This is a genomic window from Lentilactobacillus parakefiri (assembly GCF_002157585.1).
Taxonomy (GTDB): Bacteria; Bacillota; Bacilli; order Lactobacillales; family Lactobacillaceae; genus Lentilactobacillus; species Lentilactobacillus parakefiri.
The window spans coordinates 2,952-27,585 of record NZ_BDGB01000046.1 but is presented as its reverse complement, the minus strand read 5'-3'; the positions used below and the strand labels follow the sequence as shown (position 1 = coordinate 27,585).

General features: G+C 45.4%; 25 protein-coding genes and 1 pseudogene. 12 read left to right on the top strand and 14 right to left on the bottom strand.

Translation table 11 applies throughout. The features are described from left to right. Positions 1 to 54: 54 nt before the first annotated feature. Complete coding sequence (locus tag LPKJCM_RS05180; protein WP_057962935.1) at positions 55 to 564, bottom strand: type 1 glutamine amidotransferase domain-containing protein; 510 nt, start codon at positions 562 to 564, stop codon at positions 55 to 57. Positions 565 to 667: 103 nt separating this feature from the next. On the opposite strand from LPKJCM_RS05180, the gene LPKJCM_RS05175 reads away from it, so the two are divergent. From LPKJCM_RS05175 to LPKJCM_RS05165, 3 genes are read left to right on the top strand one after another with little or no spacing between them, the layout of a single operon-like run. Next, complete coding sequence (locus LPKJCM_RS05175; RefSeq protein WP_057962936.1) at positions 668 to 1,078, top strand: winged helix-turn-helix transcriptional regulator; 411 nt, start codon at positions 668 to 670, stop codon at positions 1,076 to 1,078. Continuing rightward, positions 1,075 to 1,566, top strand: a complete 492-nt coding sequence (locus LPKJCM_RS05170) for an 8-oxo-dGTP diphosphatase (RefSeq protein ID WP_057962937.1) — start codon at positions 1,075 to 1,077, stop codon at positions 1,564 to 1,566. The genes LPKJCM_RS05175 and LPKJCM_RS05170 overlap by 4 nt, the downstream gene beginning before the upstream one ends. Before the next feature lie 45 nt (positions 1,567 to 1,611). Then, the gene (locus LPKJCM_RS05165) at positions 1,612 to 2,517 is read left to right on the top strand and encodes a diacylglycerol/lipid kinase family protein (protein ID WP_057962938.1); all 906 of its coding nucleotides are present in this window, start codon (positions 1,612 to 1,614) and stop codon (positions 2,515 to 2,517) included. Between the two features lie 227 nt (positions 2,518 to 2,744). Here LPKJCM_RS05165 and LPKJCM_RS05160 read toward each other — a convergent pair whose 3' ends face one another. The 5 genes from LPKJCM_RS05160 to LPKJCM_RS05140 form a co-directional block, all read right to left on the bottom strand. After that, entirely contained in the window at positions 2,745 to 4,169 is a 1,425-nt protein-coding gene (locus LPKJCM_RS05160) for an NAD-dependent succinate-semialdehyde dehydrogenase (protein WP_057962939.1), read from the bottom strand. 192 nt (positions 4,170 to 4,361) lie between these two features. Beyond that, positions 4,362 to 5,711, bottom strand: coding sequence for an MFS transporter (locus LPKJCM_RS05155; RefSeq protein ID WP_057962940.1), 1,350 nt, complete (start codon positions 5,709 to 5,711; stop codon positions 4,362 to 4,364). Positions 5,712 to 5,797: 86 nt separating this feature from the next. Further along, positions 5,798 to 6,247, bottom strand: coding sequence for a universal stress protein (locus LPKJCM_RS05150; protein ID WP_057962941.1), 450 nt, complete (start codon positions 6,245 to 6,247; stop codon positions 5,798 to 5,800). Between the two features lie 28 nt (positions 6,248 to 6,275). Then, positions 6,276 to 7,877 (bottom strand): Nramp family divalent metal transporter, encoded by a 1,602-nt coding sequence (locus LPKJCM_RS05145; RefSeq protein WP_057962942.1) that lies wholly within the window; start codon positions 7,875 to 7,877, stop codon positions 6,276 to 6,278. Positions 7,878 to 8,020: 143 nt separating this feature from the next. Continuing rightward, positions 8,021 to 8,500: a MarR family winged helix-turn-helix transcriptional regulator gene (locus tag LPKJCM_RS05140; RefSeq protein ID WP_057962943.1), complete on the bottom strand. Its 480-nt coding sequence runs from the start codon at positions 8,498 to 8,500 to the stop codon at positions 8,021 to 8,023. Positions 8,501 to 8,605: 105 nt separating this feature from the next. On the opposite strand from LPKJCM_RS05140, the gene LPKJCM_RS05135 reads away from it, so the two are divergent. Both LPKJCM_RS05135 and LPKJCM_RS05130 read left to right on the top strand, forming a co-directional pair. After that, a complete protein-coding gene (locus LPKJCM_RS05135) occupies positions 8,606 to 9,199 on the top strand; it encodes an NAD(P)H-dependent oxidoreductase (protein WP_057962944.1) in 594 nt (197 codons plus the stop codon). A gap of 39 nt (positions 9,200 to 9,238) precedes the next feature. Continuing rightward, positions 9,239 to 10,108 (top strand): tyrosine-protein phosphatase, encoded by an 870-nt coding sequence (locus LPKJCM_RS05130; RefSeq protein ID WP_057962945.1) that lies wholly within the window; start codon positions 9,239 to 9,241, stop codon positions 10,106 to 10,108. A 48-nt stretch (positions 10,109 to 10,156) separates the two neighbouring features. Here LPKJCM_RS05130 and LPKJCM_RS05125 read toward each other — a convergent pair whose 3' ends face one another. Then, positions 10,157 to 11,014: a helix-turn-helix domain-containing protein gene (locus LPKJCM_RS05125; protein ID WP_057962946.1), complete on the bottom strand. Its 858-nt coding sequence runs from the start codon at positions 11,012 to 11,014 to the stop codon at positions 10,157 to 10,159. Positions 11,015 to 11,189: 175 nt separating this feature from the next. Here LPKJCM_RS05125 and LPKJCM_RS05120 point away from each other — a divergent pair, with 175 nt between their 5' ends. From LPKJCM_RS05120 to LPKJCM_RS05110, 4 genes are read left to right on the top strand one after another with little or no spacing between them, the layout of a single operon-like run. Then, positions 11,190 to 11,657: an acyl-CoA dehydrogenase family protein gene (locus tag LPKJCM_RS05120; RefSeq protein ID WP_225364124.1), complete on the top strand. Its 468-nt coding sequence runs from the start codon at positions 11,190 to 11,192 to the stop codon at positions 11,655 to 11,657. Further along, entirely contained in the window at positions 11,561 to 11,968 is a 408-nt protein-coding gene (locus LPKJCM_RS14045) for an electron transfer flavoprotein subunit beta/FixA family protein (protein ID WP_225364125.1), read from the top strand. The genes LPKJCM_RS05120 and LPKJCM_RS14045 overlap by 97 nt, the downstream gene beginning before the upstream one ends. 33 nt (positions 11,969 to 12,001) lie before the next feature. Continuing rightward, positions 12,002 to 12,262, top strand: coding sequence for a hypothetical protein (locus tag LPKJCM_RS14040; RefSeq protein ID WP_225364123.1), 261 nt, complete (start codon positions 12,002 to 12,004; stop codon positions 12,260 to 12,262). A gap of 28 nt (positions 12,263 to 12,290) precedes the next feature. Then, on the top strand, positions 12,291 to 13,256 hold the full coding sequence (locus LPKJCM_RS05110; RefSeq protein WP_057962947.1) for an electron transfer flavoprotein subunit alpha/FixB family protein: 966 nt from the start codon (positions 12,291 to 12,293) through the stop codon (positions 13,254 to 13,256). A gap of 495 nt (positions 13,257 to 13,751) precedes the next feature. On the opposite strand, the gene LPKJCM_RS05105 is transcribed toward LPKJCM_RS05110, so the two are convergent. The 7 genes and pseudogenes from LPKJCM_RS05105 to LPKJCM_RS05075 all read right to left on the bottom strand — a co-directional run bounded on the left by LPKJCM_RS05105 (position 13,752) and on the right by LPKJCM_RS05075 (position 20,860). After that, positions 13,752 to 14,456, bottom strand: a complete 705-nt coding sequence (locus LPKJCM_RS05105) for a DUF4430 domain-containing protein (protein WP_057962948.1) — start codon at positions 14,454 to 14,456, stop codon at positions 13,752 to 13,754. Positions 14,457 to 14,473: 17 nt separating this feature from the next. Next, entirely contained in the window at positions 14,474 to 15,520 is a 1,047-nt protein-coding gene (locus tag LPKJCM_RS05100; protein ID WP_057962949.1) for a prenyltransferase/squalene oxidase repeat-containing protein, read from the bottom strand. 15 nt (positions 15,521 to 15,535) lie between these two features. Beyond that, positions 15,536 to 16,247: pseudogene (locus LPKJCM_RS05095) on the bottom strand (ECF transporter S component). Next, positions 16,237 to 17,901, bottom strand: coding sequence for an ABC transporter ATP-binding protein (locus tag LPKJCM_RS05090; RefSeq protein ID WP_057962950.1), 1,665 nt, complete (start codon positions 17,899 to 17,901; stop codon positions 16,237 to 16,239). Before LPKJCM_RS05090 ends, LPKJCM_RS05095 begins: the two are co-directional and overlap by 11 nt. Beyond that, the gene (locus tag LPKJCM_RS05085) at positions 17,889 to 18,785 is read right to left on the bottom strand and encodes an energy-coupling factor transporter transmembrane component T (protein WP_057962951.1); all 897 of its coding nucleotides are present in this window, start codon (positions 18,783 to 18,785) and stop codon (positions 17,889 to 17,891) included. Before LPKJCM_RS05085 ends, LPKJCM_RS05090 begins: the two co-directional genes overlap by 13 nt. A gap of 100 nt (positions 18,786 to 18,885) precedes the next feature. Continuing rightward, a complete protein-coding gene (locus LPKJCM_RS05080; RefSeq protein ID WP_057962952.1) occupies positions 18,886 to 19,485 on the bottom strand; it encodes a pentapeptide repeat-containing protein in 600 nt (199 codons plus the stop codon). A gap of 1 nt (position 19,486) precedes the next feature. Then, a complete protein-coding gene (locus LPKJCM_RS05075; protein ID WP_057962953.1) occupies positions 19,487 to 20,860 on the bottom strand; it encodes a cytosine permease in 1,374 nt (457 codons plus the stop codon). A 322-nt stretch (positions 20,861 to 21,182) separates the two neighbouring features. Between LPKJCM_RS05075 and LPKJCM_RS05070 the strand changes: the two genes are divergently transcribed. From LPKJCM_RS05070 to LPKJCM_RS05060, 3 genes are read left to right on the top strand one after another with little or no spacing between them, the layout of a single operon-like run. Then, entirely contained in the window at positions 21,183 to 22,079 is an 897-nt protein-coding gene (locus LPKJCM_RS05070) for an energy-coupling factor transporter transmembrane component T (protein WP_057962954.1), read from the top strand. Continuing rightward, the gene (locus LPKJCM_RS05065; protein ID WP_057962955.1) at positions 22,067 to 23,731 is read left to right on the top strand and encodes an ABC transporter ATP-binding protein; all 1,665 of its coding nucleotides are present in this window, start codon (positions 22,067 to 22,069) and stop codon (positions 23,729 to 23,731) included. Before LPKJCM_RS05070 ends, LPKJCM_RS05065 begins: the two co-directional genes overlap by 13 nt. Before the next feature lie 7 nt (positions 23,732 to 23,738). Further along, the gene (locus LPKJCM_RS05060; protein ID WP_003636323.1) at positions 23,739 to 24,449 is read left to right on the top strand and encodes an ECF transporter S component; all 711 of its coding nucleotides are present in this window, start codon (positions 23,739 to 23,741) and stop codon (positions 24,447 to 24,449) included. Positions 24,450 to 24,634 lie beyond the last annotated feature (185 nt).

Sequence of the window (24,634 nt, the reverse complement as noted above, 5' to 3'; positions counted from 1 at the left end):
CGTAGAAAATCGCATTGTTTCGGTCTTTTTACCATCAGCTTGATTTAAATTCAATTACTTCTTCAAAACATCCAGCATGGCACCATTAAAATCGTCTAGGTCATCAGGTGTTCGGCTGGTAATTAGGTTGCGGTCAACCACCACCGGCTGATCTTTCACCCGTGCTCCGGCATAATACAAATCCGGGCGGACGGTCAGATATGCGGTCATTGTCCGACCAGCCGTTAGCCCAGTTTGGATGAACAGTTGTGGGCCGTGGCAAATCGCAAAAGTTGGTTTGTCGTCAATTAGAAAGTCTTTGACGAAATGAACAAACCGATCGTCAGCTCTTAATTGATCCGGTGAAAAGCCACCAGGGATCAACAAGCCATCAAACTCATCGGGTTTTACATCCCCAATCCCCTTGTCGGCGGTTAATTCAGTCCCATGCTTACCGATAATCTGGTTGCCAGCCTGGTTTTCAATGGTCACTACCTCATGGCTGGCGTCCTTTAGCGCTTCAACCGGTGACGTATATTCAATATCTTCCACATCGTTGGTAACGATGACAGCTACTTTGCTCATCAAATTCATCCTTTCTTGTTCCAAGTTACTATCTACTTTATACTAGGTATCAAAACGATACAATAACGCACTTCCAAGTGCCTGGAATATTGGAGGGATTGAAATGACCGATGTTGTTAGAAAAGATGTTAAAGACCAACTCAAAAATGGTGACTACAATTGTTCCAAAGAACTGACTTTATCAATGTTCAGTGGAAAATGGAAATTGGTGATCCTGTTTCACTTGGGAACCGATGGCGCTTATCGATTCAACGAATTGATGCGGCTCTTACCCAAGGTGACTCACAAAGTGCTGACTAATCAGCTGCGGGAGATGGCTGAAGATGGTCTAATCACCCGTCACGTGACTAGTGGATCGCAGACGAAAGTGACCTATGAAATTACCGAACTGGGTCAATCACTGATGCCAATTGTTAATCAGATGTATGAATGGGGCGAACAACGAATCAAAGCACTTAAAGTCACCCCACAATTCAGCGTCAACGAACAAGTCGAACGGGAGGCAGCCAAATGACCTATTCCAGAACTGAATCAATCGAGTTAGTCAACATGTGTATGATTTATAATCCAGCCACCGAAGAAGTCTTGGTGGAAGATAAGACCGACGTCGCTTGGAAATTTGGTCACACCTTTCCCGGCGGCCACGTTGAAAAAGGAGAAAGTCTCTATGACGGCATGGTACGAGAAGTATTTGAAGAAACCGGTCTCACTATCCGCCACCTGGCCTCATGTGGAACGGTCGAATGGTTTAACGAAACACCGGCATACCGCAGAATGGGATTCTTATATCGCACCAGTAATTTCTCAGGCGAACTCAAGCAGTCCGAAGAAGGAAGGAACTATTGGCTGCCTCTTAAAGATCTAAACGCGGACAACACTGCCGAAAGTTTCATGAAATTTCTGCAGATCTTCACGGATCCCCACGCAGTTGATGCAACATCGCCAGTCATGAACGGATCCCTAACAATAATCCCCAAAGACGACGACTCAGCAAAAGCATAATATAATGAAGTTGTCATCCAAATCATTTCTTTGAGGAGGTGCAACATGAAAAAATATTTAATTATTTATAACGGCAGTGCTGGGAAAAGTGATAACGAGGCTATCGCCAAACAAGCTCAATCTTTGCTGGAGAGCAGTGGCCAATCGGTTACCCTCGCGAAGACCAAGTCTCGTGATGAGGCGGTCGAGCAAGCTCAAAAATCGCCAGAAAGCTATGACTGCCTGGTGACCATTGGCGGTGACGGGTCAATCAATACCGCCTGTGAAGGCTTTCTAAAAGCTGGCAAGTCAATCCCACTAGGAATCATCCCTGGCGGTACCATTAACAATTTTGCCAAAGCCCTTCGCATTCCCTTAAATACTGACGAAGCCATTCATAATCTATTGGATGGCACGCCAGCAGAAGTGGACTTAGGCGCCGTTGGGAACACACCGATGGTCAGCAGTCTTACCCTTGGTAGATTGGCAGATATTGCCCAAAATGTGAAGGACGATGAGAAAAAGCGCTTTGGTAAAATCATTTATTTAACCAGAGGATTTAAAGAACTTCTCACCAACCGTTCTTATAAATTACAAATCACCGCCAATAACCGCACGGAAACCTTGCGTGCTCAGATCCTGTTAATTACGACGACTAATTCGGTTGGCGGCTTCATTGCCTTTAACCCAGATGCGTCCTACGATGATGATTATCTTCACGTCTTCCTGCTAAAGAGTTTCACCCCCATGAAGCTGCTCACCTACCTGAGTTATTTCATCACCGGCAATCTTAAAAATGCCAAAGGGGTGCGCTACTTTAAAACTAAGACCGTTAAAATCGACAATTTATCCAAACGTGATATTCAAGCCAGAATTGATGGTGATCCAGCCATGTCTTTACCGATTACTGTGAATACCAAGCCTGACTTTTTACAGATTATTATGCCTCAGAGTGCGACGAGACCCGGGTGACCCCGGAGTGTAAGGCGGAAATTTAAAGGATGAACGGTTTTTGTTCATCGTTTGAATTTTTGCCTTACACAGTAGGGGTCAGGGTCGTCGGAGCACGTTTCAACCAGAGTGCAGCAATTGGCGGTTGATCTAAATAACATTAGGGTCGCAAAAAAGAAGCCAAAGCATGACGAAAACCGTTATGCCTTGACTTCTTCACTTTTCACTCAATTTATTTAATGATTTCGTTAGTCTTGAGGGTCAACTGCAACCAAACCACCAGCAAGGTTACCCATGTTTGGTTTGTCGGTCTTAACAATCAACTGCTCGTTAACGAAGGCCATTTGACCAATGTGGCTCATTTCACGACCGTAGCCCGAAAGTTTAACCCCACCGAATGGCAATTCAGGTAAGGTGGACATGAAGTTGTTCACAAAGACCATGCCAGTTTCGATTTGTGAGGCCACTTCGGCACCGTGATCAGCATCGCCGGCAAAGACAATCCCACCAAGTCCGTAAGGGTTATCGTTAGCCAGGTCGATTGCTTCTTGCTCACTGTGAACTTTGTAAACAGCAGCAATTGGACCGAACATTTCTTCTGAGTATGCCGGGTTATCTTTATCAATATCAGTTAAGATAGTTGGCATGAAGAACTGACCAGGTAAGTCAATCGGTTCGTTGCCATAAACAACTTTGGCACCGGCCGCAATCGCATCATCTAATTGCTTCTGTAACTTGTTCTTTGATTTCTCAGTGTTCATTGGTGCTAAGCTTGTCTTCGGGTCCATTGGATCCCCAGGCTTCAGAGCAGCAAATTTCTTCTTCAAATTCTCAACGAACTCATCATAAACATTATCCATCACGATGAATCGCTTGGATGATGTACATACTTGACCAGTGTTGTAAATTCGGGCACGCCATGCGATGTCATTAACATCGTCCATGTTAGCATCACCTAAAACAACGAATGGATCCATACCGCCAAGCTCCATGGTGTTCTTCTTAAGGGCTTTGCCAGCAGCGCCGGCAACAGCTGTCCCGCCACGTTCAGAACCAGTCAAGGCAACTCCTTGAACACGAGGGTCATCAATGGCTTCGGTAACCTGATCGTATGACAAGAATAAGTTGGTTAATGAGCCTTTGGGTGCGCCAGCTTCAGCCACAACGTCAGCAAACATTTGTGCTGAGGTTGGGGTGTTGGCAGCGTGCTTTAAGATCATTGGGTTGCCAACCATAAAGTTAGGAGCGAAGACCCGCATGATTTGGTAATATGGGAAGTTCCAAGGTTCAACCATCATGACAACACCGGTTGCATGATGTTGAATCTCAGCATCGCCAGTCGCAATGGTGTCAATCTTTTCTGGCTTGAGTAATTCTTCGCCATGATCTGCGAACCAGTCAGCGATAATCGCAACCAGCTCAACTTCACCCTTGGACTCACCGATCAATTTACCCATGTCAATGGTACATGCACGAACTAATTCATCTGAGTGCTCACGCAGCTTGGCAGCAACGTTATGCAGAATTTTTGCCCGCTCAGAAATGTCTTGTTTCTTCATCGTTTCGTATAAATCATGATCCGTTGCTAAGGCTGATTGTAATTCGTCATCAGTCGCAAATGGGTACTCCTTGACAACTTCATTGTTGTAAGGATTAACAGTTCGATATGCCATTATATGACCTCCTAAAATTTGGATAAATCTGTCACGTCTTAAATTCAAACAGACATTTCAACATCCAAATATAGAATATCATGCTATGAAAACAGATACAACAGAATGCATTGTGATTTTCAAAATAGTTAACGAGCTCAATGGTTAACTAGTGTTATTTGTGAACATTGTTTTCATTTCACAAGAATTGGCCTATGCGTTGGCAGCGACCTTTTTGGTATCCTTAATCTTAAAGACTAAGAAAATCGCAATTATTTCGAGAATCAGAAAAGTAAAAAACACGCCATTAAAGTTTCGATCACCCAGGACAACTGTTGCAATCACGATGGCGGTGGATCCCAGAATTTGCCTAATCGTCGCAATGATCGAAGAACCATGGGGGATCAAATCGTTGGTCAAAGAATTGGCCCCCAGGGTGGTTGCCGGCATCATCGCAAAGGCATTCCCGGACTCAATAATAATTGAACACAGAATGGCAATCCAAATGTTTTTAAAGCCCGATAACAGTAACAAACCCGCCCAACCAACAATGAACAGGCCAAAGCCAACCATAATCACTAGTTTAAAGCCAATTCGATCCGCCAGCCGACCACTTCTTCGGTTTAGCCACGATAAAATTGCTGCAGCGGGAACTAATGCCAACCCGGACCATAGCGGGGTTAGGCCAAGAATCTGCTGGTAATAGAGCGGCATAATAATTGTCACCGTGATTAAGGACATATATGACAGCGAGGTTAGCAAAACCCCAAGGTCAAAATTGGTAATCGATAGGATGTCCAGTCTTAACAGCGGCTGCGGCATTCGCAGTTGACGCCGGACAAATAAGACCAGAAGAATCAACGAAACCGCTAAGATCCCCCAGTTCCAGTAACTTGAAGCCGTCATATGTGAAATTTCATTGATAAAGTACAGCAGGCCGATTATCCCCAGTGACATGAAAACTGAAATAAAATCAAACTGCGTCGTTTCAATTTTCAATGGGCTAATGACGGTCTTCAGCGCCAGCAGGAAAACTATTGTCAAGACAATCAAAAAGAAGGCAAAGATTGCTTCCCAGGGGAAAAATTGGAGCAAAACCCCAGAAATAATTGGCCCCACTGCCAAGGCGGAACCCATTACCAGACCAACCGTCCCCATCACTGAACCACGATGATTGGTGGGTGTGATCTCAAGAATAATTGACTGGTACGATGGAAATAACACCCCAACACTAAATCCTTCCATCAATCGACCGATCATCATGATCAAAAAATTAGGTGCCCAGATAATAATCAACGTCCCAACCACAAAGTTAATTAATAATGAAAGGTACAATGGTTTAAATCTAAAATTTTTCATCAACCACGGTGATAAAGGCATCACAACTGACATAATCAGCATAAAGCCCGTTGTCAGCCAAGCAATCGTACTGGCTGGCAGATCAAAATACTTCATAAACGTCGGATAAGCAGTCGACAGCGATGACTGGCTGATTGACATTGTAAATGTTCCTAGAAGCAACGTGGCGATAAACCACTTGCGGCTCTTTTCTGTTAACTCCAAAACCATTCCCCCTCTGTTAATAACGAACAAAAGAGGACCGGAAATATTCTTCCCGATCCCGCTTTTGAAATCACTTTAAAATTTAATTACCGAACGATCATAACTGAAATTGGTGAATACTTAGCCATATAGGCTGCTTGAGAACCAAAGTACTTACGAACCCCAGTCTTAGAAAGTGAACCGACAATTAGCAAGTCAGCCTTGACTGCTGGGATAACCCGTTTAACAATTGTTTCACCTGGGTCCCCTTCATCAATGACCGTATCAACTTCCTTAACGCCTGCGCGCAAGGCCAATTGACGATACTTTTCAATATGTTTTGTAAGATCAGAACGTTCCCCATGGACAAAATCCTTACTCAATGCTTGGAAGACGTTGACTTTGTCCTCTTCCAAAATCGAAGTAATAAATAGATGGGCGTCTGATTGGCGAGCTTCCGAAATCGCATAGCGAAATGCAAGCTGGGCATCGGGTGAATCGTCAACACCAACTAAAATGCATTTAAACTTTGTATGCGGTGTACTATCATTTTGCATCTAATCTGACCCTCCTTCTGAATCTATATTACTCTTTATTTTCTTTGCTTTCATTATAATGTTCAGCAGTTGTTTCAAAACGCTTAGGCATTTTATTTCTACTTGAGAACAGGTCGTACATCGTCCAAAGAAGCAGAGCGACAATTGCAACGATAATTACGTATGCAATCGTGTGAGCAAGTGAAACCTGACTTGCAGAAGGATTGTCACCGAAGAAACTTGTAATATTATCAGGCAGGCCCTTCATGTTAAGGAAGGTTAATGATAATACTGAAACCCAACCAAGAACCTTAACCCAAAGCGTGTTCTTGAAGCGATTACCCATTTCCTTTGCGTTATCAGTCATCATCAACAATGGCAGCATTGAAAATGGTAAGGCGAACGCCAAGAAGACCTGAGAGTTATTCATTAACGTGTTCAACGCCTCATGTTGCCTGATCGGAGATTCTCCGCTGGTCATTGCAACACAAATCAGGACGGGGATAACAGAAATTAAACGGGTAACCAAACGACGAAGCCATAGTGGCATCTTCATGTGGATAAATCCTTCCATGATAACCTGACCAGTTAAGGTACCGGTAATGGTTGAATTTTGACCTGAAGCTAACAGCGCAACAGCGAACAGGATTGAAAGAATCCCAGATTTAGCGACCGCGATTAAGATACCATTACTCAACATTGAAGTATTTGACAAAGCATCAAATAATCCAAAGAATGAAGGATCTTTAACAGCACCGGTCTTAAATACGGCAACCCCCATCACTAACAGAAGTGAGTTGATCACCCATGCGAATGACAATTGGATGTTTGAATCCCAAGTTGAGAAACGAACAGTTCGTGCAACATCTTCTTGATCATTATGATCAACTTTTCGAGTTTGAGAGATTGCTGAATGCAGGTACAAGTTATGAGGCATAACAGTCGCACCAATGATTCCCAAGGCACCAGTTAGTGGTGTATCACCATTAACATGATCAGCACTGGAGAAAGTTTGACCGGTAGGAATTAAGCCTTTGAACATTGCACCGAAATCTGGTTCCGATAGTGCAACTTCATAAATGAAGACAAACAGGATAACTAAAATCAAACAAACAACGATTGCTTCAATTTTTCTAAAACCAACTTTAGTCAATAATAGCAAAAGTAAAACATCAAATACGGTAATAAATACGGCAAACACGAGTGGAATATGGAATAAGAGGTAGAGGGCAATCGCTGCACCAATAACTTCGGCAATATCAGTCGCCATAATTGCCAGCTCAGTTAAAATCCATAATACAATGCCAAGTGTTTTACTGGTTCTGGCCCGAATTGCCTGAGCTAAATCCATCTGAGACACAATACCCAGTTTAGCCGCCATATATTGTAACAACATGGCAATTAAACTCGATAGCAAGATAACAGACATCAATAGGTATTCAAAATTCTGACCACCAGTGATTGAAGTTGACCAGTTGCCGGGATCCATGTATCCAACGGCAACTAACGCACCAGGTCCTGAATACATAAATAACGTTTTCCAGAATCCGCGTCCCTTTGGAACCTCAATCGTTCCGTTAATTTCTTCCAACGAAGGACCATTTGCATAGTGAATCAAATGCTGCTTCTTTGGCTGTTTTTCCTTTGGCATCAAAGTACCTCCTTCTGTTTTGTACAAAACTTATTCTAGCATAGTTTTTAGGGTTGTAAATCTTTAATTTGGGTAAACCTAACTTAGTTTTTGCTTACCATAGACAAGGAATTTTGGCACGTCAAGGAAGAAAACGGTTACTGCTATAAATAATTATTTTTACGGATTTGATTCAGCTTGGATACGAATGCCGCAATAGTCTCCAAATCATTCTTAGAATAGTTGGCAGCCAATTCTTGCAGTAGAGCTTCCTCTCGATGATGATAATCTGTATGAATCTGGTTGATGACCGATCCAACAGCCGTTAAAGCCACAAAATTATCCTTGCGATTGCCGGCTTGATGGAATTTGTGAACTAATCCCTTGGTTGTCAGCTTATTAACAGCTTTGGAAACTGCTCCCTGAGTTAACGGTACCTGGTCGACAATCGCCGAGATTTTAACCCCATCTGAATGACCAACAGCACGAAGAATGTGTAAATCATTAATGGTGAGCCCAGCTATCAATTTAGGATCCAGTTGGGCATGGGCTTTGATTGCAGTCAGAATGTCGTCATCAACATCATGACTTCTAAATACTTCAAGTTGTTCTTTAATTTGTTCGATTGCATTTTTCTTTTTCATTTTAAATTCCTCGGAATGTATATTGACTTTCTTTGCCATCTGTTTATACTAATTATATTCCTTGGAATACAAAATAAAAAGTCTAATCAAAAAAAGGTCTTTATTATGAAATATATTCTTATCTTTGATCATCCATATACACTATCAGCCAGCAACAATCAGCCCCATCACCGAAGTTACAGCGCCGCGGTTGCTAAACAGACGATTGATTATCTCACTGACAAAGGAAACACCGTCGACGTCATTGACCTTCACCAGGATCGATTTGATCCGGTCATGCACGAAGAAGACCTGACCGCTTGGCGAACAAAAGTTCCCATTAGCGCTCAAGTTGACAACTACTTTGAACGCTTGAAAGTCGCTGATGAAATTATCTTTATCTTTCCGATCTGGTGGGAGCTCATGCCGGCCATGACCAAGGGCTTCATCGACAAGGCCTTTAGTAAAAATCGGGCCGTCTCGATGCATCCCCGGGTCGTCCTTGAAAAGAATCCGGTGATCCGGATCTTCACCATTGCCGGCACTCCCACGTTTCTCTACAGACTCAAATATGGCAATCCGATTATGAAGGCCATGGCTACCGGCACATTCAAAAAGATCGGTCTCAAGAAAATTAAGTGGCACAACTTCAATGCAGAGGATGAATCACCGCAAAAACGCCAAGCGGATTTGGCGCAAATCCAGAAATACCTGTCATAACCGATTCTTAGCCATATAATGAGTGTCAGGGGTGAGTCGATGAAATCACTGAGACAAATAATCGATCGGACATTACTGATAACGACGATATTAACGGGTAGTTTTATGGTTTGTTCTGCAAAGACGACTTCTTCATCGGGATCAATCATTCACTTCAGTACAATCCCCAATGCCCGTGATCTCGGTGGTATCCAGACGAAAAATGGCCAACATATTCGTCGAAATCGACTCATCCGGTCGGCAGCCTTGAGTCGATTAACTCATCATGATCAGTGGCTGCTCACTAAACAACATCGAGTCACGGTAATTCTGGATTTCCGATCAACTGGCGAAATCAAACGGGCACCAGGCCTTAGAAAATCTGGCGTCCGACATATCCATCTACCCATTATGAAAGAACCCTATTTTGGCGTTCACACAACTTCACGGTACGCCAAACAGTTAGCCACTAAGCAACCAAACTTTATGGAACAGTTTTATCAGAAACTGATTCTTGACCCTCACTGCATCAAAGGTTATCGCACCATGTTTCATTATCTGCGCATCCAAAAATCCGGTGCCATTCTATATCATTGCACGTATGGCAAAGATCGTACCGGCGTGGCGACGATGCTGATTCTTTCAAGTCTGGGCGTGCCCAAAGCAACCATTATGAAAAATTATTTGGTGTCGAATCGTTATCTGAAAAAAACGACCGCTAAAGAATACCGGCGAATGAAGCGCTACACGCATAGCAAAACCGTCTTGAGAAACTTGAAACGATCAAAACGGGCGAGTCCAGCCTATTTAAATGCCGCCTATTCAGCGATTGACCGCCATGACGGCACCATGAAACACTATTTACATCACCAAATGCGCTTGTCGAGTCATGATATTCAGCAGTTGAGAAAGCGGTATTTAACCAAATAAAGCATCAGGACCGACGCCCCCACTTTGAGGGCGTCAGTCCTGATGCTTTTATTGAACGCTTCTGACGTACGAATCGATCTGTTCGATTAAATTCCGATTTTTATTAAACCGCGCGAAAGCAACCGCGTCACTAATGAGTTCTGAAAACTGCTGTGTTTTGCCGTTGGCTGAATACTCGTTATCAGCCAAATGGTATTTCGCCCAGGCAACGTAGAACGTCACGTGCCGATCCGAGCTGAGATTTACCAACGACTGCAATAGCATATTACTAGTCGCCAACTCGTTTTTGACAGCATAAAAATTCCCGGTATAAAACAGCATGGTCAATGATTTCCAAACTGAATCGACGTCTTTATTGGAAATGTTTTTCAGACGCTCAGGCATCTTCGAAAAATAAAACTCTGCTTTGTCAAAGTTGTCGGCTTGCTGGTAGGAAATCCCCATTCCCACGTACGCCAGTGGCGAATAAACCGTCGCATGGGCCTCATCATAACCATTGAGAATCTGATCAAAACAAAAGATTGCCTCATCAATGTTTTGCTTGCTGAGTGCCAATACATAGCCGCGAATAAATAAATATTCCATCTGAATCTGCTTATCATTAATTGTCTCAATGGACAGCGACTTTAATATTGCCAGTGCCTCTTCATATTCGGTGGTAATTAAATCGAACTCCGCTCTCCTAAGATCTGCTCGAACCGCAGAATCGGTGTCGGCCTCACTGGGAAAAATATCACTCAGGGAAAGTCCCAGCCGCTGACAGAGTTGGGTGAGGATCTTAGTGGAAATCATTTTGCCGTTATTTTCAAACTTGCTGATCGTGGCTTGGGTACAGATTCCCTTTGCCAATTCGCTTTGGGAATAACCCAATTCTTTTCGTCGATTAATAAATCGTTGAATATCCAATTTCTGCGCCTCCTGGCTAATCCGCATAAAGATAATAGCTTAATATTATCATATTATATAGTATTCGGCCAAATTAAGCTGATTAATATAATTAATTTATATTGACTTTTGGAATATTTGGATATATAATTTTGGAATATAAGGTATTGTGAAAGCATGCACAGGAGGACTCAATATGTCGATAACAAGTGATCAAGATAAAATGCTGATTCAAATGATTAAAGAATTCACTGCTAACGAGTTAGCGCCACAGGATATGACCATTGATCAATCCGGGGATTATCCCGAGGGGCTATTTCAAACAGTCGTGAACACCGGGCTACTAGGAATCACCCTTCCCCGCGCATATGGTGGCGCTGGCTTTGATTACACAGCCACCGCCGAATCCCTTGAGAAAATGGCGACTGGAAATGCCAGTATGGCCGTTACCCTTGAGGGACACTTTAAAACCATCGAGCAGTTTATTAAATATGGTAACCAATCATTGAACGACGAGTATCTTCCTAGTGCGACTAAACGGATTTTCGCCTTCTCGATGACCGAACCATCTGGCGGTTCCAATCCAAAGGGAATTGCAACCCGTTTGATAAGAACGCCATTGAGGCCGCTCTTCAGCTTCGCGATCAAGCTGGTGGTGAAGTGATTCTTCTAACCATGGGACCGGATAGTTACACCACCTCACTTAGAGACGGGATGGCAATGGGCGCCGATCGGGCTGTCCTGGTGAGCTCCCGAGAATTCGGCGGGGCTGATACTTTAGCAACCGGCTATACGCTGGCCAAAGCAATCGAAGCAATTGGTAATGTTGATTTAATCCTGTTTGGCAGTCAATCGGTTGACGCGGATACCGGTCAGGTCGGCCCAATCGTGGCAGAGTTCTTAAAACTGCCGCAAGTGACTTTCGCAGAAACTTTGGAATTGTCATCAGAAACAACCATCGTTGCCAAACGTTAATTAGATTCAGCCGTTCAAGATATCAAACTGACATTGCCGGCCGTTGTGACCGTCCGAAAGGAACTCAACACGCCGCGTTATGAGACGCCACAAAACATTAAAGAAAGCTTCGAAAAACCGATCACGACTTGGACCGAAGCTGACTTAGATCTTGACCGGACAAAGATTGGTCAAGCCGGATCCCCTACAAAGGTTACCAAGGTCTACGCCCCAACTAAAGAAGTCAAGAAGACGGACTTTTTGCCGACAGATCCCGTCCAGGCGGTGTCTAAATTATTGAGCCAGTTGGACTGAGAGGAGCACTATTGAGAGGAGCACTATGATGGATAATAATGAAATTTGGGTATATATCGAAACAACCGGTTCACGAGTTGAGCCGACTAGTCTCCAGTTAATCACAAAAGCAAAGGCAATCGCGTCGGGTAAAAAAGTTGTTGCCATACTTTTAGAAACACCGTCTGCCAACTTCGAGACAATTGTGAAAGAATATGGTCCCGATCGCATTGAGACGTTAATCGATGACCATTTTGTTAACGCAACCGACGAAGAAATTGCTGACGCCTTATTCCAAGTCACAGATAAGAATCGGCCTAACAGCTTGCTCTTTCCAGCAACAATCCTAGGCAAGTCAATTGCGCCACGTCTTCAAGCCAAGCTGGAAACCGGCCTGACAGGTGACAGCCTGGATATCTTTTATGAAAACGACTTGCTTGTCCAAGTGAAGCCGACTTATGGCGACAATGTCATGTGCGACATTGTCAGCCCCGACACCCGTCCTCAAATGGTGACTGTTCGCCCCAATACTTTTCGGGCCGAAAAAGCGACTAATCCCCAAACTGAGGTAGTCAAGGCCCGCTTCACATTCCACAAGCAGGCTGACAGCGACATTATCGCCACCGATCCAATTATCAACAGCTCATCCAAATTAGATGATGCTAAAGTGGTGATTGCCCTTGGCCGAGGCGCTTACAGTCCCAAAAACATCCAGTTAGCTCAAGATCTGGCAGCCAAATTAAGCGGCATGGTAGGTGTTTCCCGCCCCTTGACCGATGAAGCCGAGTTCAATCATGATGACCAAATCGGCATTGGCGGCGCCAGCCTTTCAGCCGACCTCCTGATTAATTTAGGAATCTCAGGAGCAGTTCAATACACTGTCGGCATTAAAAACGCCAAGAAAATCGTATCAGTCAACATTGATAAGGATGCCCCCATCTTTGAAGAATCAGACTTCGCCTACGTTGGGGACGTCACTGACTTCTTAAATGCGTTAACAGCGCAAGTGAGATAAGTGTGCTGACCGGAGGGGTTAGTAACCGGAGTCTAAGTTAACTTTGGGTGAAATCGAGTTTGATTTCGCCCAAAGTTGGCTTAGGCGCAGGTTACTGCTCTGGGAAGCGCGTTTCAAAAAAGACAGGAACCGTTTTAATCCCGGAATACACAAAGAGGCCGATGCATAACTATTTTGTCAGTTATGCATCGGCCTCTTTGTGTATTCTGTTGGCTGTCTGGGTGATTAGTTTACGGGAATTGTGTAAAGAAAGGAGGGCTTCTCCCTTTAATTTTTGTTGAAAGCTCAGCCTTGGGGGCAACAGCACGTTTGTTAGGTTCCCATGTGCTTCCTTCTGCCTTGAAAACACGCTCCGACGGCCGGCTGAAAGCCTGCCTAGCCTACTTGGCGACGAGCCTGACCCTAACTTCCAAGGGCACTTTGATTAAAGTCACAAAACCAGGGACTTCAATCAAAGTGCCCTTGGAAACCGGGCCACCCAGCCCTCGTCGCGCTCTACTTATTGAACCCCTGAACCGTAAAGAACCAGTGAACCTTATCTCCTGGCTTAACCAGTTTGTCTCCCGCCGACTTATCAACATACTTGCCATTAACATAGTACATCCAACCACTACCAACTTTAATGTCATTTTCCTTTAATCCGTTGATGGCACTGACATAAATTGCTGGCGTGCTGGTATAGGTGATCTTTAAGTTAGTCTGCTTGAGCAGGGTGAACGCGGTGGTTTTTTTATTAATTCGCAAATTTCCGGAATAAAACAATTTCTTATATCCGGAAACTTTTAGGTATGCTGTACCGGTTGAAGTTGAGGCAGCCTTTTGTTTTGGCCGTGACTGTTTGGATTGCTTCGTGGCTTTATTGACTGCTGCCTGTTTATTCTGGGACTTTGACTTGGAGTGGCTGGACGGCTGACTTGCCACTTTAGGAGTCGACGAACTGGCAGCCCGATTCTCTTGCCTATTCTTTGCTGTCGGCTGTCGCTTTGTCTGGGCGGTTTTACCGGCAGCCTTTTTCTGCTTAGCATGGTGAACAGGTGCCTGCGAACTCGACGCAGCTTTCGGTTGACTTCCCGAATTCATCTTGGCGGTCTTTTCAGTTCTGGGATGCTGAGCGGCCTGGTTGGCAACTACTTCTCGAATGCCAAAGGCCATCCCCAATACCAAAACCACGCCGATGACAATGCCAATTGCTTTTTTCATAAACTCATCCTTTGATCTTACTTAATCGAGTAAACGGATCGGTGGGACAATGCCTGACGATAAGCGGCGTTAGCCAAATTAACCTGGCCAACCCCCAGCGTTTGGGTGGCTGCACCCTTAATCGATCCGGTTGAACGAACGTAACCCAGCATTGCCCGCATTGGTGATGTGGTCTGACCGGACTTGAAATAACCATTCACTAATTTAACTGTATTTTGCTTGGTAGAAAAAGCAATGATTGCTTCCGCAGTTGAATTGGCGTTCGGAAATGTCTTCCCTTGGTAAGCATAGCCAAATGCGCCGCTTGGATAAACGGCATTCTTCAGATAACTTTGCCCCTTTGCGATCGCGGTATTGACAGCAGAACTGTTGGATTTACCACGGGCAAGCGCGGTAATCGCCATTGCGGTCGTGTCACTGTCGGCATTGGCAACTTGATTATTATACGACCAGCCATTATTACTTAACTGATTCTTGACGATCGTTTGGCTCAAACTGCTTTTAGAAAATTTGGCATTACTTGGACGCTGATAGGATCCGGTAGACAAAGCGATCAAAGCCTGACTTTGAACATTAACCGTTTGTTTGGTCAGGGAACGATGATAGAGTGCACTCACCAAATTCAGCGTTTTCTTTGCGCCAGTCTTGTGCAGTTTTTGAGGATTTAAGCCAACAGCACGGGTGGCAATAATCGCCGTCGCTAGGTCAGCAGCAGTACTTTTCCTGTTCAATACCAAACTGTCAGCAACACGGGTTCGCTGGGCCTTGGTGAATTTGTATCCTAATCCTTTCAGCCCGAGAAGAAAGTCTGAGTAACCGTATACGGCACCGGAAGTGGGATAAGCCTTCTTACTGAATATGTAGCTGGTCTTGCCGGAAAAACCTGTGCGATTCTTTACCAACATCTTCTTGGCATAAGTGTAACTCGCCTTGGTCTTCGATGATTGATAGGCAGCCGAGGCCGTTTTAACGCCGGCTGCGTGAACATCAGCCAACGGTGCTGCAGCGGAAGCCAACAAGAGGCCAGTCATTGATAAGGTGATTAATTTCTTCATTGATTTCATAATTGATCCATCCTTTTATTTAAGATTAGCTGGTAAAAAACGATACTTCTGGTCAAGCCGTTTGATCAGCTTTTCCCAGAAGCGGTACAGTAATGCAATTAAGACAACGTTTGAAAGGCAGTGTGCCAAATCAAAACTAAAGCTGGCGACAAACGCGAGGATAAAAGACTTGACTGTCAGTGGATGGACGTACGCTAAGGCAAACCATAAGTCCATGATCCAGCCGTAAACAAATCCCCACGCACCTCCAAACAAGATCATAAACAACAGCCGGTGACGTAATTTGGTGTAGCCGATCAGGCCGGCGGACAACCCCCATCAACCCCCAGGCAAACATCTGCCAAGGCGTCCAGGGTCCCTGTCCCAAAAACATGTTGGAAACCAGCGCCGTGGCTGAGCCGACCACAAAGCCCAGCTCAGGTCCCAGTGAAATGCCGCCAAGAATAATGACGAAACTGGCAGCCTGAACACTGGGAATGGACGCAAACGGCACCCGACCAGCGACTGCCAATGCGATGAGAATCGCCAGAAACATCAGTGTCTGAGTCTTGAGTGGTGTGCGCTCAAACCGCCAATACGCGGGTAAGATCGTACATAACAAAATCATAAAACTAAATAGCAGAAAGTGCTTGGTCTTCAATAACGTCGTTAAGCCTAAAAAGACGGCAATCAACGCCGCAACCAGCAAGATTTGACCGACCACCACTGTTCGTCGCTTATTTGTCATACCTATTAGTCCCTTCTGAAAGGAATTGAACGTCACTAACCAACAAGGCGTCTTGCACCTGCCTTCTTAACAGTCGATTAATCGCGGTTGTAAAAAAGAAATTCGCCGAGAAAAAAGTCCTCGTTGGCAGAATCGTATTGAGATGACCATCAAACATAAATGCAGAGTGGCGTGAGTAGGCAGCGCAAAACGCCATATCATGACTCGCCATCAAGATGGTTGTCCCAGCTTGATTGATCGTCGTCAACAAATCCCCCAACGCTTGCCTGGCAGCAGGATCTAACCCCTTAGTCGGCTCATCTAGGATCAACAGTTTAGGATTGGCAAGTAAAGCAAGGCCGATCCCCAATAGTTGTTGCTGACCGCTGCTTAAATCAAACGGGTTTTGATCAAGCAGGTCATTTAGGTGCAGTTGGTCAATAACTATTTTCACCCGTTTTTCTGGCGCGCCCAGATGAAGTTGACCGGCTTGTTGACGGAATTCATCACGCACGGTTTCGGCACCAAACTGTAAAGCGGGCGTCTGAGAAAGAAATGAGAGCTCGGAAATCCTGGTCGCCGTCGGAATTTTCCAGACTTTCTGCTTAGCAAACTTAATTTTACCATGCTGTGGCACTTGAAGCCCTGCCAACATTGTCAGTAGAGTCGATTTACCAGAGCCATTTTTGCCAACAATTGAAAGCCAGTCACCTGCCGGCAGCGTGAGGCTTAAATGGTCAACCACGTTCACCCGTTGATCAAAGGAAAAAGAGACGTCTTTAGCCGTTAGAATCGGCTGCGTTGGGGCAATCACTCTTGGCTTGGTAATTGTTGATTTGAACCGCAGCCCAGCGCTGGTAATGGCTGTTTGGCCTTCCGCAACAGAAATCGGTAATTGCTTGACTTGAAGGCGGTTTTCTAAGAATAGTCTGGGCACTTCTGGAATAAAGGCAGTCAGCTTAGGATCATTCATCATTTTAGAAATGCCGACTGCCGGGGCGCCCTGAAAAGTAATCCGGTGATTTTGCAGCAGCAGCATCGTGTCTGCCAAAGATAATGCCGTCTCCAAGTTGTGTTCAACCATCACAATTGTCATTCCCAGCTCTTGGTGAAGGCGTTGTAAGACGTCAAAAAAGTGCTGAGTCGAAAGTGGATCCAGTTGAGCAGTGGGCTCATCAAATAAAAGAATTTCGGGGCGTAAAATCAAAACCGATGCCAAATTAACCAGCTGCAATTGACCGCCGGATAGGTCGTGTATCTCATGGTGCAACAGCTGATCAAGCCCTAAATAATTAGCCAGCTCGGCAACCCGTCGTTCGATTTCATCGCTTTTAACGCCAACATTTTCCAGTGAAAACGCCAGTTCAGCGATGACCGTGGTCATAATCGGCTGAACGGTTGGATCCTGGCCGACATAGCCAACGGTTTTCGCGCTGGATAGTTTTGAAAAATTGTCAATGGATCGTTGCTGAATCAGGACGTCACCGCTTCTTTGACCATTGGGGAGCAATTCCTTTTTGAAGTGGTTCAATAAAGTCGTCTTGCCGCTGCCGGTCGCCCCGGCAATCACCACAAACTGTCCCCGGTCAACGGTTAAATTCACATCCTGCAATACCGGTATGTGCGCGTTTGGATATGTAAAGGTAAGCTGTTTGGTTTGAATCAATTGGTCCATGCGCGATACACTCCTTCAGCCAACAACGGTAACAATAACACCAGTCCTAAGCTGGCCAATGCATAAAAGTCTTGGCCCATAAAACCTTGGGTGAACTGACGAACCGATCCGGACCACCCCGCTGATTGGAGCCGTGAGGTGGCCATCCCGGCAAAACTAACCACCGAAGCCGCCAGAAATGCCCAGTCGCCTGTATGCCAATGATAGGCGGCATAATGAGTCCGTTTTTCGACACCAAAGCCCCTGGCATCCATTAAGCGGGCGGTCTCCATCCCCGAGGCCAGCGAATCTTCCAATAGGATCCGCAGCAGTCGCCCTCCGCTTTTGATCCTGCGCATGAAGCCCCCTGCGGAAACATTAATATTTCTGGTTTGCTGGAGCATCGATAAATCGCCCAGCGTCTGTATAAAGGTCTTCACCAAGTTCAATGAAATGACCACTAATAGTCCAAACTTAGGAGTGATCGGTGAAAAAACAGCCACCAATTTTGGAGCCGGTAAAATGGCGTTTAAGACGCCAAAGACCATCAGCATTTCCACCAGCATCAGCCCCATCACAATACCATAAATCAAGGCTGGCACCGTGAGCTTAAATGTAAAATTGGCTAATGAAACCTGATAAAGAACCGGGCCAAAACGCTGATTCAAGAGCACGTTAAAAAAAGCAATCATCAACAATAATGACAAGTACCATTTGAATTGCCGAAAGACTACTGCCACGCCTTTATAAAAGATGCAGACCAAAAGGAGACCGACAAATCCGGTCAGGGCGACAGCGAGGTGATTAAATAAGAGCAGCCCCACGATCGCTTCAAAAAAATAAACCACCGATACGACCGGATGAAGCTGGTAAAAAAATGTCATTCGAATCGGCAGTTTATGCATGACTGGACGTCTCCTTTCAAATCAGTGATGACCCTGAGTGATTATTATATCATCAGCAACCGCTTGAAATTTGGTCAATCCAAAAATTATTTAAAGAAGACTAATCGACTACCACAACTCCCAGCATGGCAACAATTTGACCCGCCTGCCAGGGATTAATTTTCATCCCCTTGATTAACTCCGGGTTAACAATCAAATCATCAAAATGCGCTTTTGACAAGTCAATCCCTTTCATTTGGGTGTCCAAAAAATCGATCTGATCAATTTGACACTCATTAAACGACAGTTCCTTCTTAACCGTTACTGCTTGGAAGCTGCTTTCGACCAGGTTGCAGTCCATAAAGAAGCTGGCCTCCAATTTGGTTTCGCTAAAGTTAGCGTAATGCAGGTTGGAATCGTGGAACTGGCACTTCTTAAGTAGCGTTTCCATTGAGAAATCAGCCCCCATCAACTGCACATTCATAAATTTACAGTTTGAGAAATAGCTCTTATGGAAGGTAGCATTCAAGAAATTACATCCTTGAAATTCGACATAACCCCAATCACTATCATCGAAGTTGCTTTGTTCAAATTGACAATGATCAAAAACAACATCATTAATCCGAATCAACTGATTGGACACAGTGAAGGTACAGTTTAGATATTGATTATCCGGTTCGACATCATCCAAAGAGAGTGTTTGTTTTGTAATGGTTGCCACATTAGTCCTCCTCTAGCTTCCCGTTTGCTGTCAATCGGCTGACCACATAGTACAGAACAGCGGCAATCAGCATGGAAATAAAGGTTGCACCGATTGAATCCACTAATACGGCCACCGTCTTGATATATCCATAGGCTAGAACAGCGATCAGCCACGAAGCAATGGCGATCCAGTTAAAGCCGCCGGTATACCAATATTTGCCAGTCCGTGATGCAAAGTGGTCAACCCGATATTTTCGTTTGGCAACCAAATAGAAATCAGTCAGAAAAATGGCAATTTCAGGTCCCAAGAACATGCCAATCCCATCCAAGAAAGCGGTAAAGACATTTAAGAAAGTTGAGTAAAAAATTGGAATGAACGTCACCAAAACTGCCACAATGGTGACTAATACAATGCTAAATGTCAGTGAAAGCCGCTTGGTCATATTGGTCAGCGCCGAGCCCGCAGACATCAAATTGACCGCGTTAGCCGTGGTACTGGTAATGATGATCACCAGCATCGCCAAAACATCCAACCCGAGCTTGCTGGCAATTGTTGATGGATCCGAATTATTAGCGTCAAAATGGTTTAAAGTGATAGCCGTCGCAATCGTTGAAATAATCCCAATCATGGCAAACCAAATCAGGCCGAGATTTGCTCCAAAAAACGGTGCCCAAGTGGAACTGGAACGCTTCTTGGAGAACCGGGTAAAATCACTGGCAGAAGTTACCCAAGCCAGGTTAAAAGCGGCAAGCACATCGACTGCCTGTCCGGGTGACATCTTGAGGGCGTCAGGTGCCTGCCAGGAAACAATCTCTGACAAGGAAACATTTTGAAACACAACGATGGATTCCCAAATGACCAAGATGAAAACCAGGACAATCCCGATTCGTTCAATAATTCGAACTGATTTCTCACCCATCGAAATGCTCAATAGATGCAAGATACTCATCACGATAATGCCGGAAATTAACCCTTTGAGACCGCCAGGCTGCCCATATACCGGCCAGTTCAAAACATCGTGGAGAATATAGCTGATTGAAGTTGCCGCAATGAACGTATTCACGGCCGCCCAGCCGATAAATTGAACCACATTAATCACTGATGGTAAGTAACTGCCTTTGAGGCCAAATGATGCTCGAGTCAAAGCCATTGCCGGCAACCCAGTCTTGTAGCCCATGTAACCAGATAAGGCCAACAAAAAATATGTAATCACACCAACGATAATGAGCGTCGTTGTGGCGGTTGCAAACCCACAAGCCGCAATCACGCCACCAACATACCAGGTGCCATTATTGGCGTTTGCCCCTACCCAGGTAGCAAACATATCCCAGTAAGATTGGTGCCGATGCGCCTTTGGAATTGATTCCACACGCCCAAAACTCTTGTCTTCCATGATAATCTCCTTATTGTCCTTTAAATGATTCCCAGCAATTTTGCCTCGTACTGGAACTAGACAAAAAAGCACTCCGACCCACAACGAGTCGAAGCGCTCATTTCCAGACTATTGCTGGTAAAAATAACGTTCACTAATGGCTTCCTTGACAGACTCGCTGGACTATTTAAAGGACTAAATTTTAATGTCAATATACGTGAGACGGGAAAAAATTGCAATTTGTGAGTTGACACTTACACACAAGATATGCCGTTTACCACCCTTGGCAACGATGATATACTGTTGGAAGGACTTACTAACCCTTAGAAAGTCGGGATTTTCCATGACACACACCCCAATCAAGATGACGTTTTTTTCGCAGCTTCATCCAGTAGCGCTCACGCTGTACTTTACTGAGCTGATCGTCTGCCTCCTGCTGTTTAATCACGTGGCGGTCGCGGTGGCTGAGTTCATCGCGCTCACGATCACAGCCACCTACTACCTTGGCGGCCGAAAGACGGCGCGCCAACTGAAATACGCCGTTTCATTTCTATTAATGATTCTATTTTTCAATACGCTCCTCAATCAAAAGTTTCCGCCGATTCTTTGGCATTTCAAATGGGGCATTCTGACGTTCAAATTTTCGTATCCGGCATTTCTGTACGGCATTGCGATGGCAATTGTCCTGATCGCAATGCTGTTTGTTTTTTCAGTCCTAAACGCGGTTCTGACCCCCAGCAAGCTGATCTACGTGTTCTCGCCGATTGCGCCCCGGCTGGCAGTACTGGTCACCATTTCGTTTACGCTGGTCACCAGCTTCACCGATAGGCTCAAACGGATTTTGCGCCTGCAAAAAACCCGCAACGTCGACGTGGTTAATGGATCATTGAAGACCCGCACCCAAAAGACGCTCCACATCTTCGAAATTCTTCTGCAGGACGCCCTGTCTTCTGCGATGGAAACCGCCAATTTAATGGACGCCCGCGGATTTGGCGCTGCCAAGCGGACCCACTACCGCTCGTATCACTGGCAGTTTAGTGACCTGCTGTTCATCACGATTGCCACCGTCATGCTAGTTGCAACTATCGGCGTCCGGATTCTTTCAATGGGCACCAGTCGTTCAGTCGCCAATTTCACCACCATTTTTACGCCGGGTGATACTTGGCCCGTCGTCGTCACGGCACTCCTATTCTTACTACCATTAATCTCAGAGGGGGTCTATCGTTCATGCAAAAATTAGCTACCGTGACCCATCTCACGTTCACCTATCCCGATCAATCAACCCCCGTTCTGGACGACGTCAACTTCACCATTGACCCCGGCGATTTTATTGTGATTGCCGGTAATACCGGCAGTGGCAAGACGACCCTGCTTAACCATTTGAAAAAGGAGCTCATGCCCAAAGGAGCCCGAACTGGTGACGTTCAAATTGCCGAAACACCGGTTGCTGACATGCCGAAGTTGGTGAGTGCCCAAACCGTCGGCTATGTGGCCCAAGATCCACAAACCCAGTCGGTGATGGCAACGGTGATCGAAGAACTGGCCTTCCCATTAGAAAATATTGGCTGTCCCAGCAATGAAATCGAACGCCGGATTACCGAACTGGCAAATTTCTTAGGTTTGGATCAAAACCTCGATCGCCAAATACATCAATTATCCGGCGGCCAGCTTCAGTTGGTAAACCTGGCTTCGGTTCTCATCTTGCGCCCAAAATTAATTTTACTGGACGAACCCACGTCCCAGTTGGATCCGCTGACCGCTCAGCATTTTCTCACCGTTTTAGGGCGGATTAATCAAGAATTAGGGATTACAATTATGTTGACTGAACACCGGCTGAGCACGGTAGCAGCCATGGCCAACCGGATGATTCTCCTGCAGGATCACCACCTGACCTTTGACGGTGATCCCCACAGCGGCTTGGCAAAAATGGCCACTGATGCCCACTTGACCTATTTCGTACCGTCAATTTCCAAGCTCTTCTTAGATCAACAGATTCGAACCTCCCAATTACCGATTTCAGTAGCCGATGCCCAGTCGGCGATTCGGACTCACCATCTTCAATTTCAATCAGTGACGACCGGCGGCAAGGTTGCGCAATTACCCCCAGCCGAAAAACCAATTCTAACCGTCAATAACATTTCCTTTAGCTTCGACGGCCAACATAACGTCCTCCATCACCTGAACCTGGCGATTAATCCCGGTACGTGGTTGGCAATTATCGGCAAAAACGGCTCCGGCAAATCAACCCTGTTAACGCTGATTTGTGGACTAATGACGCCGCAGCACGGCAAAATTCGTTTCGTCCACCAGTTAGTTTGGAAAATGGCCATTAACCAGCGAATGGCCAAACTGGCATTTCTGTCGCAAACTCCCCGTCTCCAATTTACAGCCGATACCGTTCGTGAGGAGCTGGAAGTTCAGGCGGCTGAATTACGGTTGCCAGACGCTAAGGTCCAAGTTGACCATATGATTAATCAATTTCATTTGAACCGTATTGAGAAACAAAATCCATTTGACATTAGTGGCGGCCAACAACAGCTGGTTGGATTAGCAATCGCACTGATGGCGACCCCTGATCTGTTGGTTCTGGACGAGCCAACCAAGGGACTGGATCCCTACACCAAAATTCAGGTGGGCAACCTGCTGAAACAGTACCAACAAGCCGGTATGACCATTGTGATTGCCAGCCACGACATGGAATTCTGTGCTAAATTTGCCGACAAATGCACGTTTATGTTTGATGGCCATCTCAACACGCTGCTTGCCACGCAATCATTTTTTGCCGATAACTTTTTCTTCACCACGCCAATTAACCGGATTGCCCGTGATCAGGTTAAGGACGCCCTACTGCCAGTCAATCTGAAGCTGGCGAACCATCCAGAAAGGGGGTGAGTGTTACTTGAAACAATCTTCGTTACTCAACCGGTATCGGTTATTAATTGCGTTACTGTTAATGTTTATTTTTCTGCTATTCATTGTCTTATTGAAGGGAAAGCACTACCTATTATTTAGCTTTATGTGCCTAATCTGTAGCCTTTTACCCGCGTACTGGCGCTTCGAACACGATCCAATCAGCACCCAAACGTTGATGTTTGTCGCCGTTTTGATCGCGTTGGCGGTTGCCACCCGGGTCCCACTGGGCGCCATTCCTGGTGTGCAGGGAGCCAGCTTCGTCGTAATTCTAAGCGGTGTCAGTCTCGGCCCGGAACTGGGCTTTATCACAGGATCTACCACGGCACTGGTTTCCAACATGTTTATGGGTCAAGGACCATGGACGCCTTGGCAGATGGTCGCCTGGGGCTTAATGGGGTTAACCGCTGGCCTCTTCATGAAGGCCCGATTGTCCCATAGTCTGATTTTTATGATCGTGTTTGCCTGCGTCTGGGGCTATTTGTTTGGCTGGATCATGGACCTCTGGTACGCCCTGGCCTACGTATCACCGCTGACCATCAAGAGTTTTATCTTGGCTTTTGCGGCCAGTTTCTTTCCATTTGACACGTTCCACGCAGCATCCAATGCCTTTCTCATCGCGCTATTTTACAAACCATGGGAGAAGCTGTTTCACCGCTTAGTCACCAAATACAATATTTTACCGGATAAAAACCAATAGAAAAAGGATGGATTAATCAATGAAATTAACATCAAAGCTACTCATGATCTCTGCTTCAACCCTATTAGGATTTGGCAGTATCGCACCAGCCTTCACCGCCAATGCAGCCAGCGTTAAGACCGCCAGTCGTGCTTATCAAAATAGCAAGATCAAAGCCAACTACCGTTACGCGAAGAATCTGATGA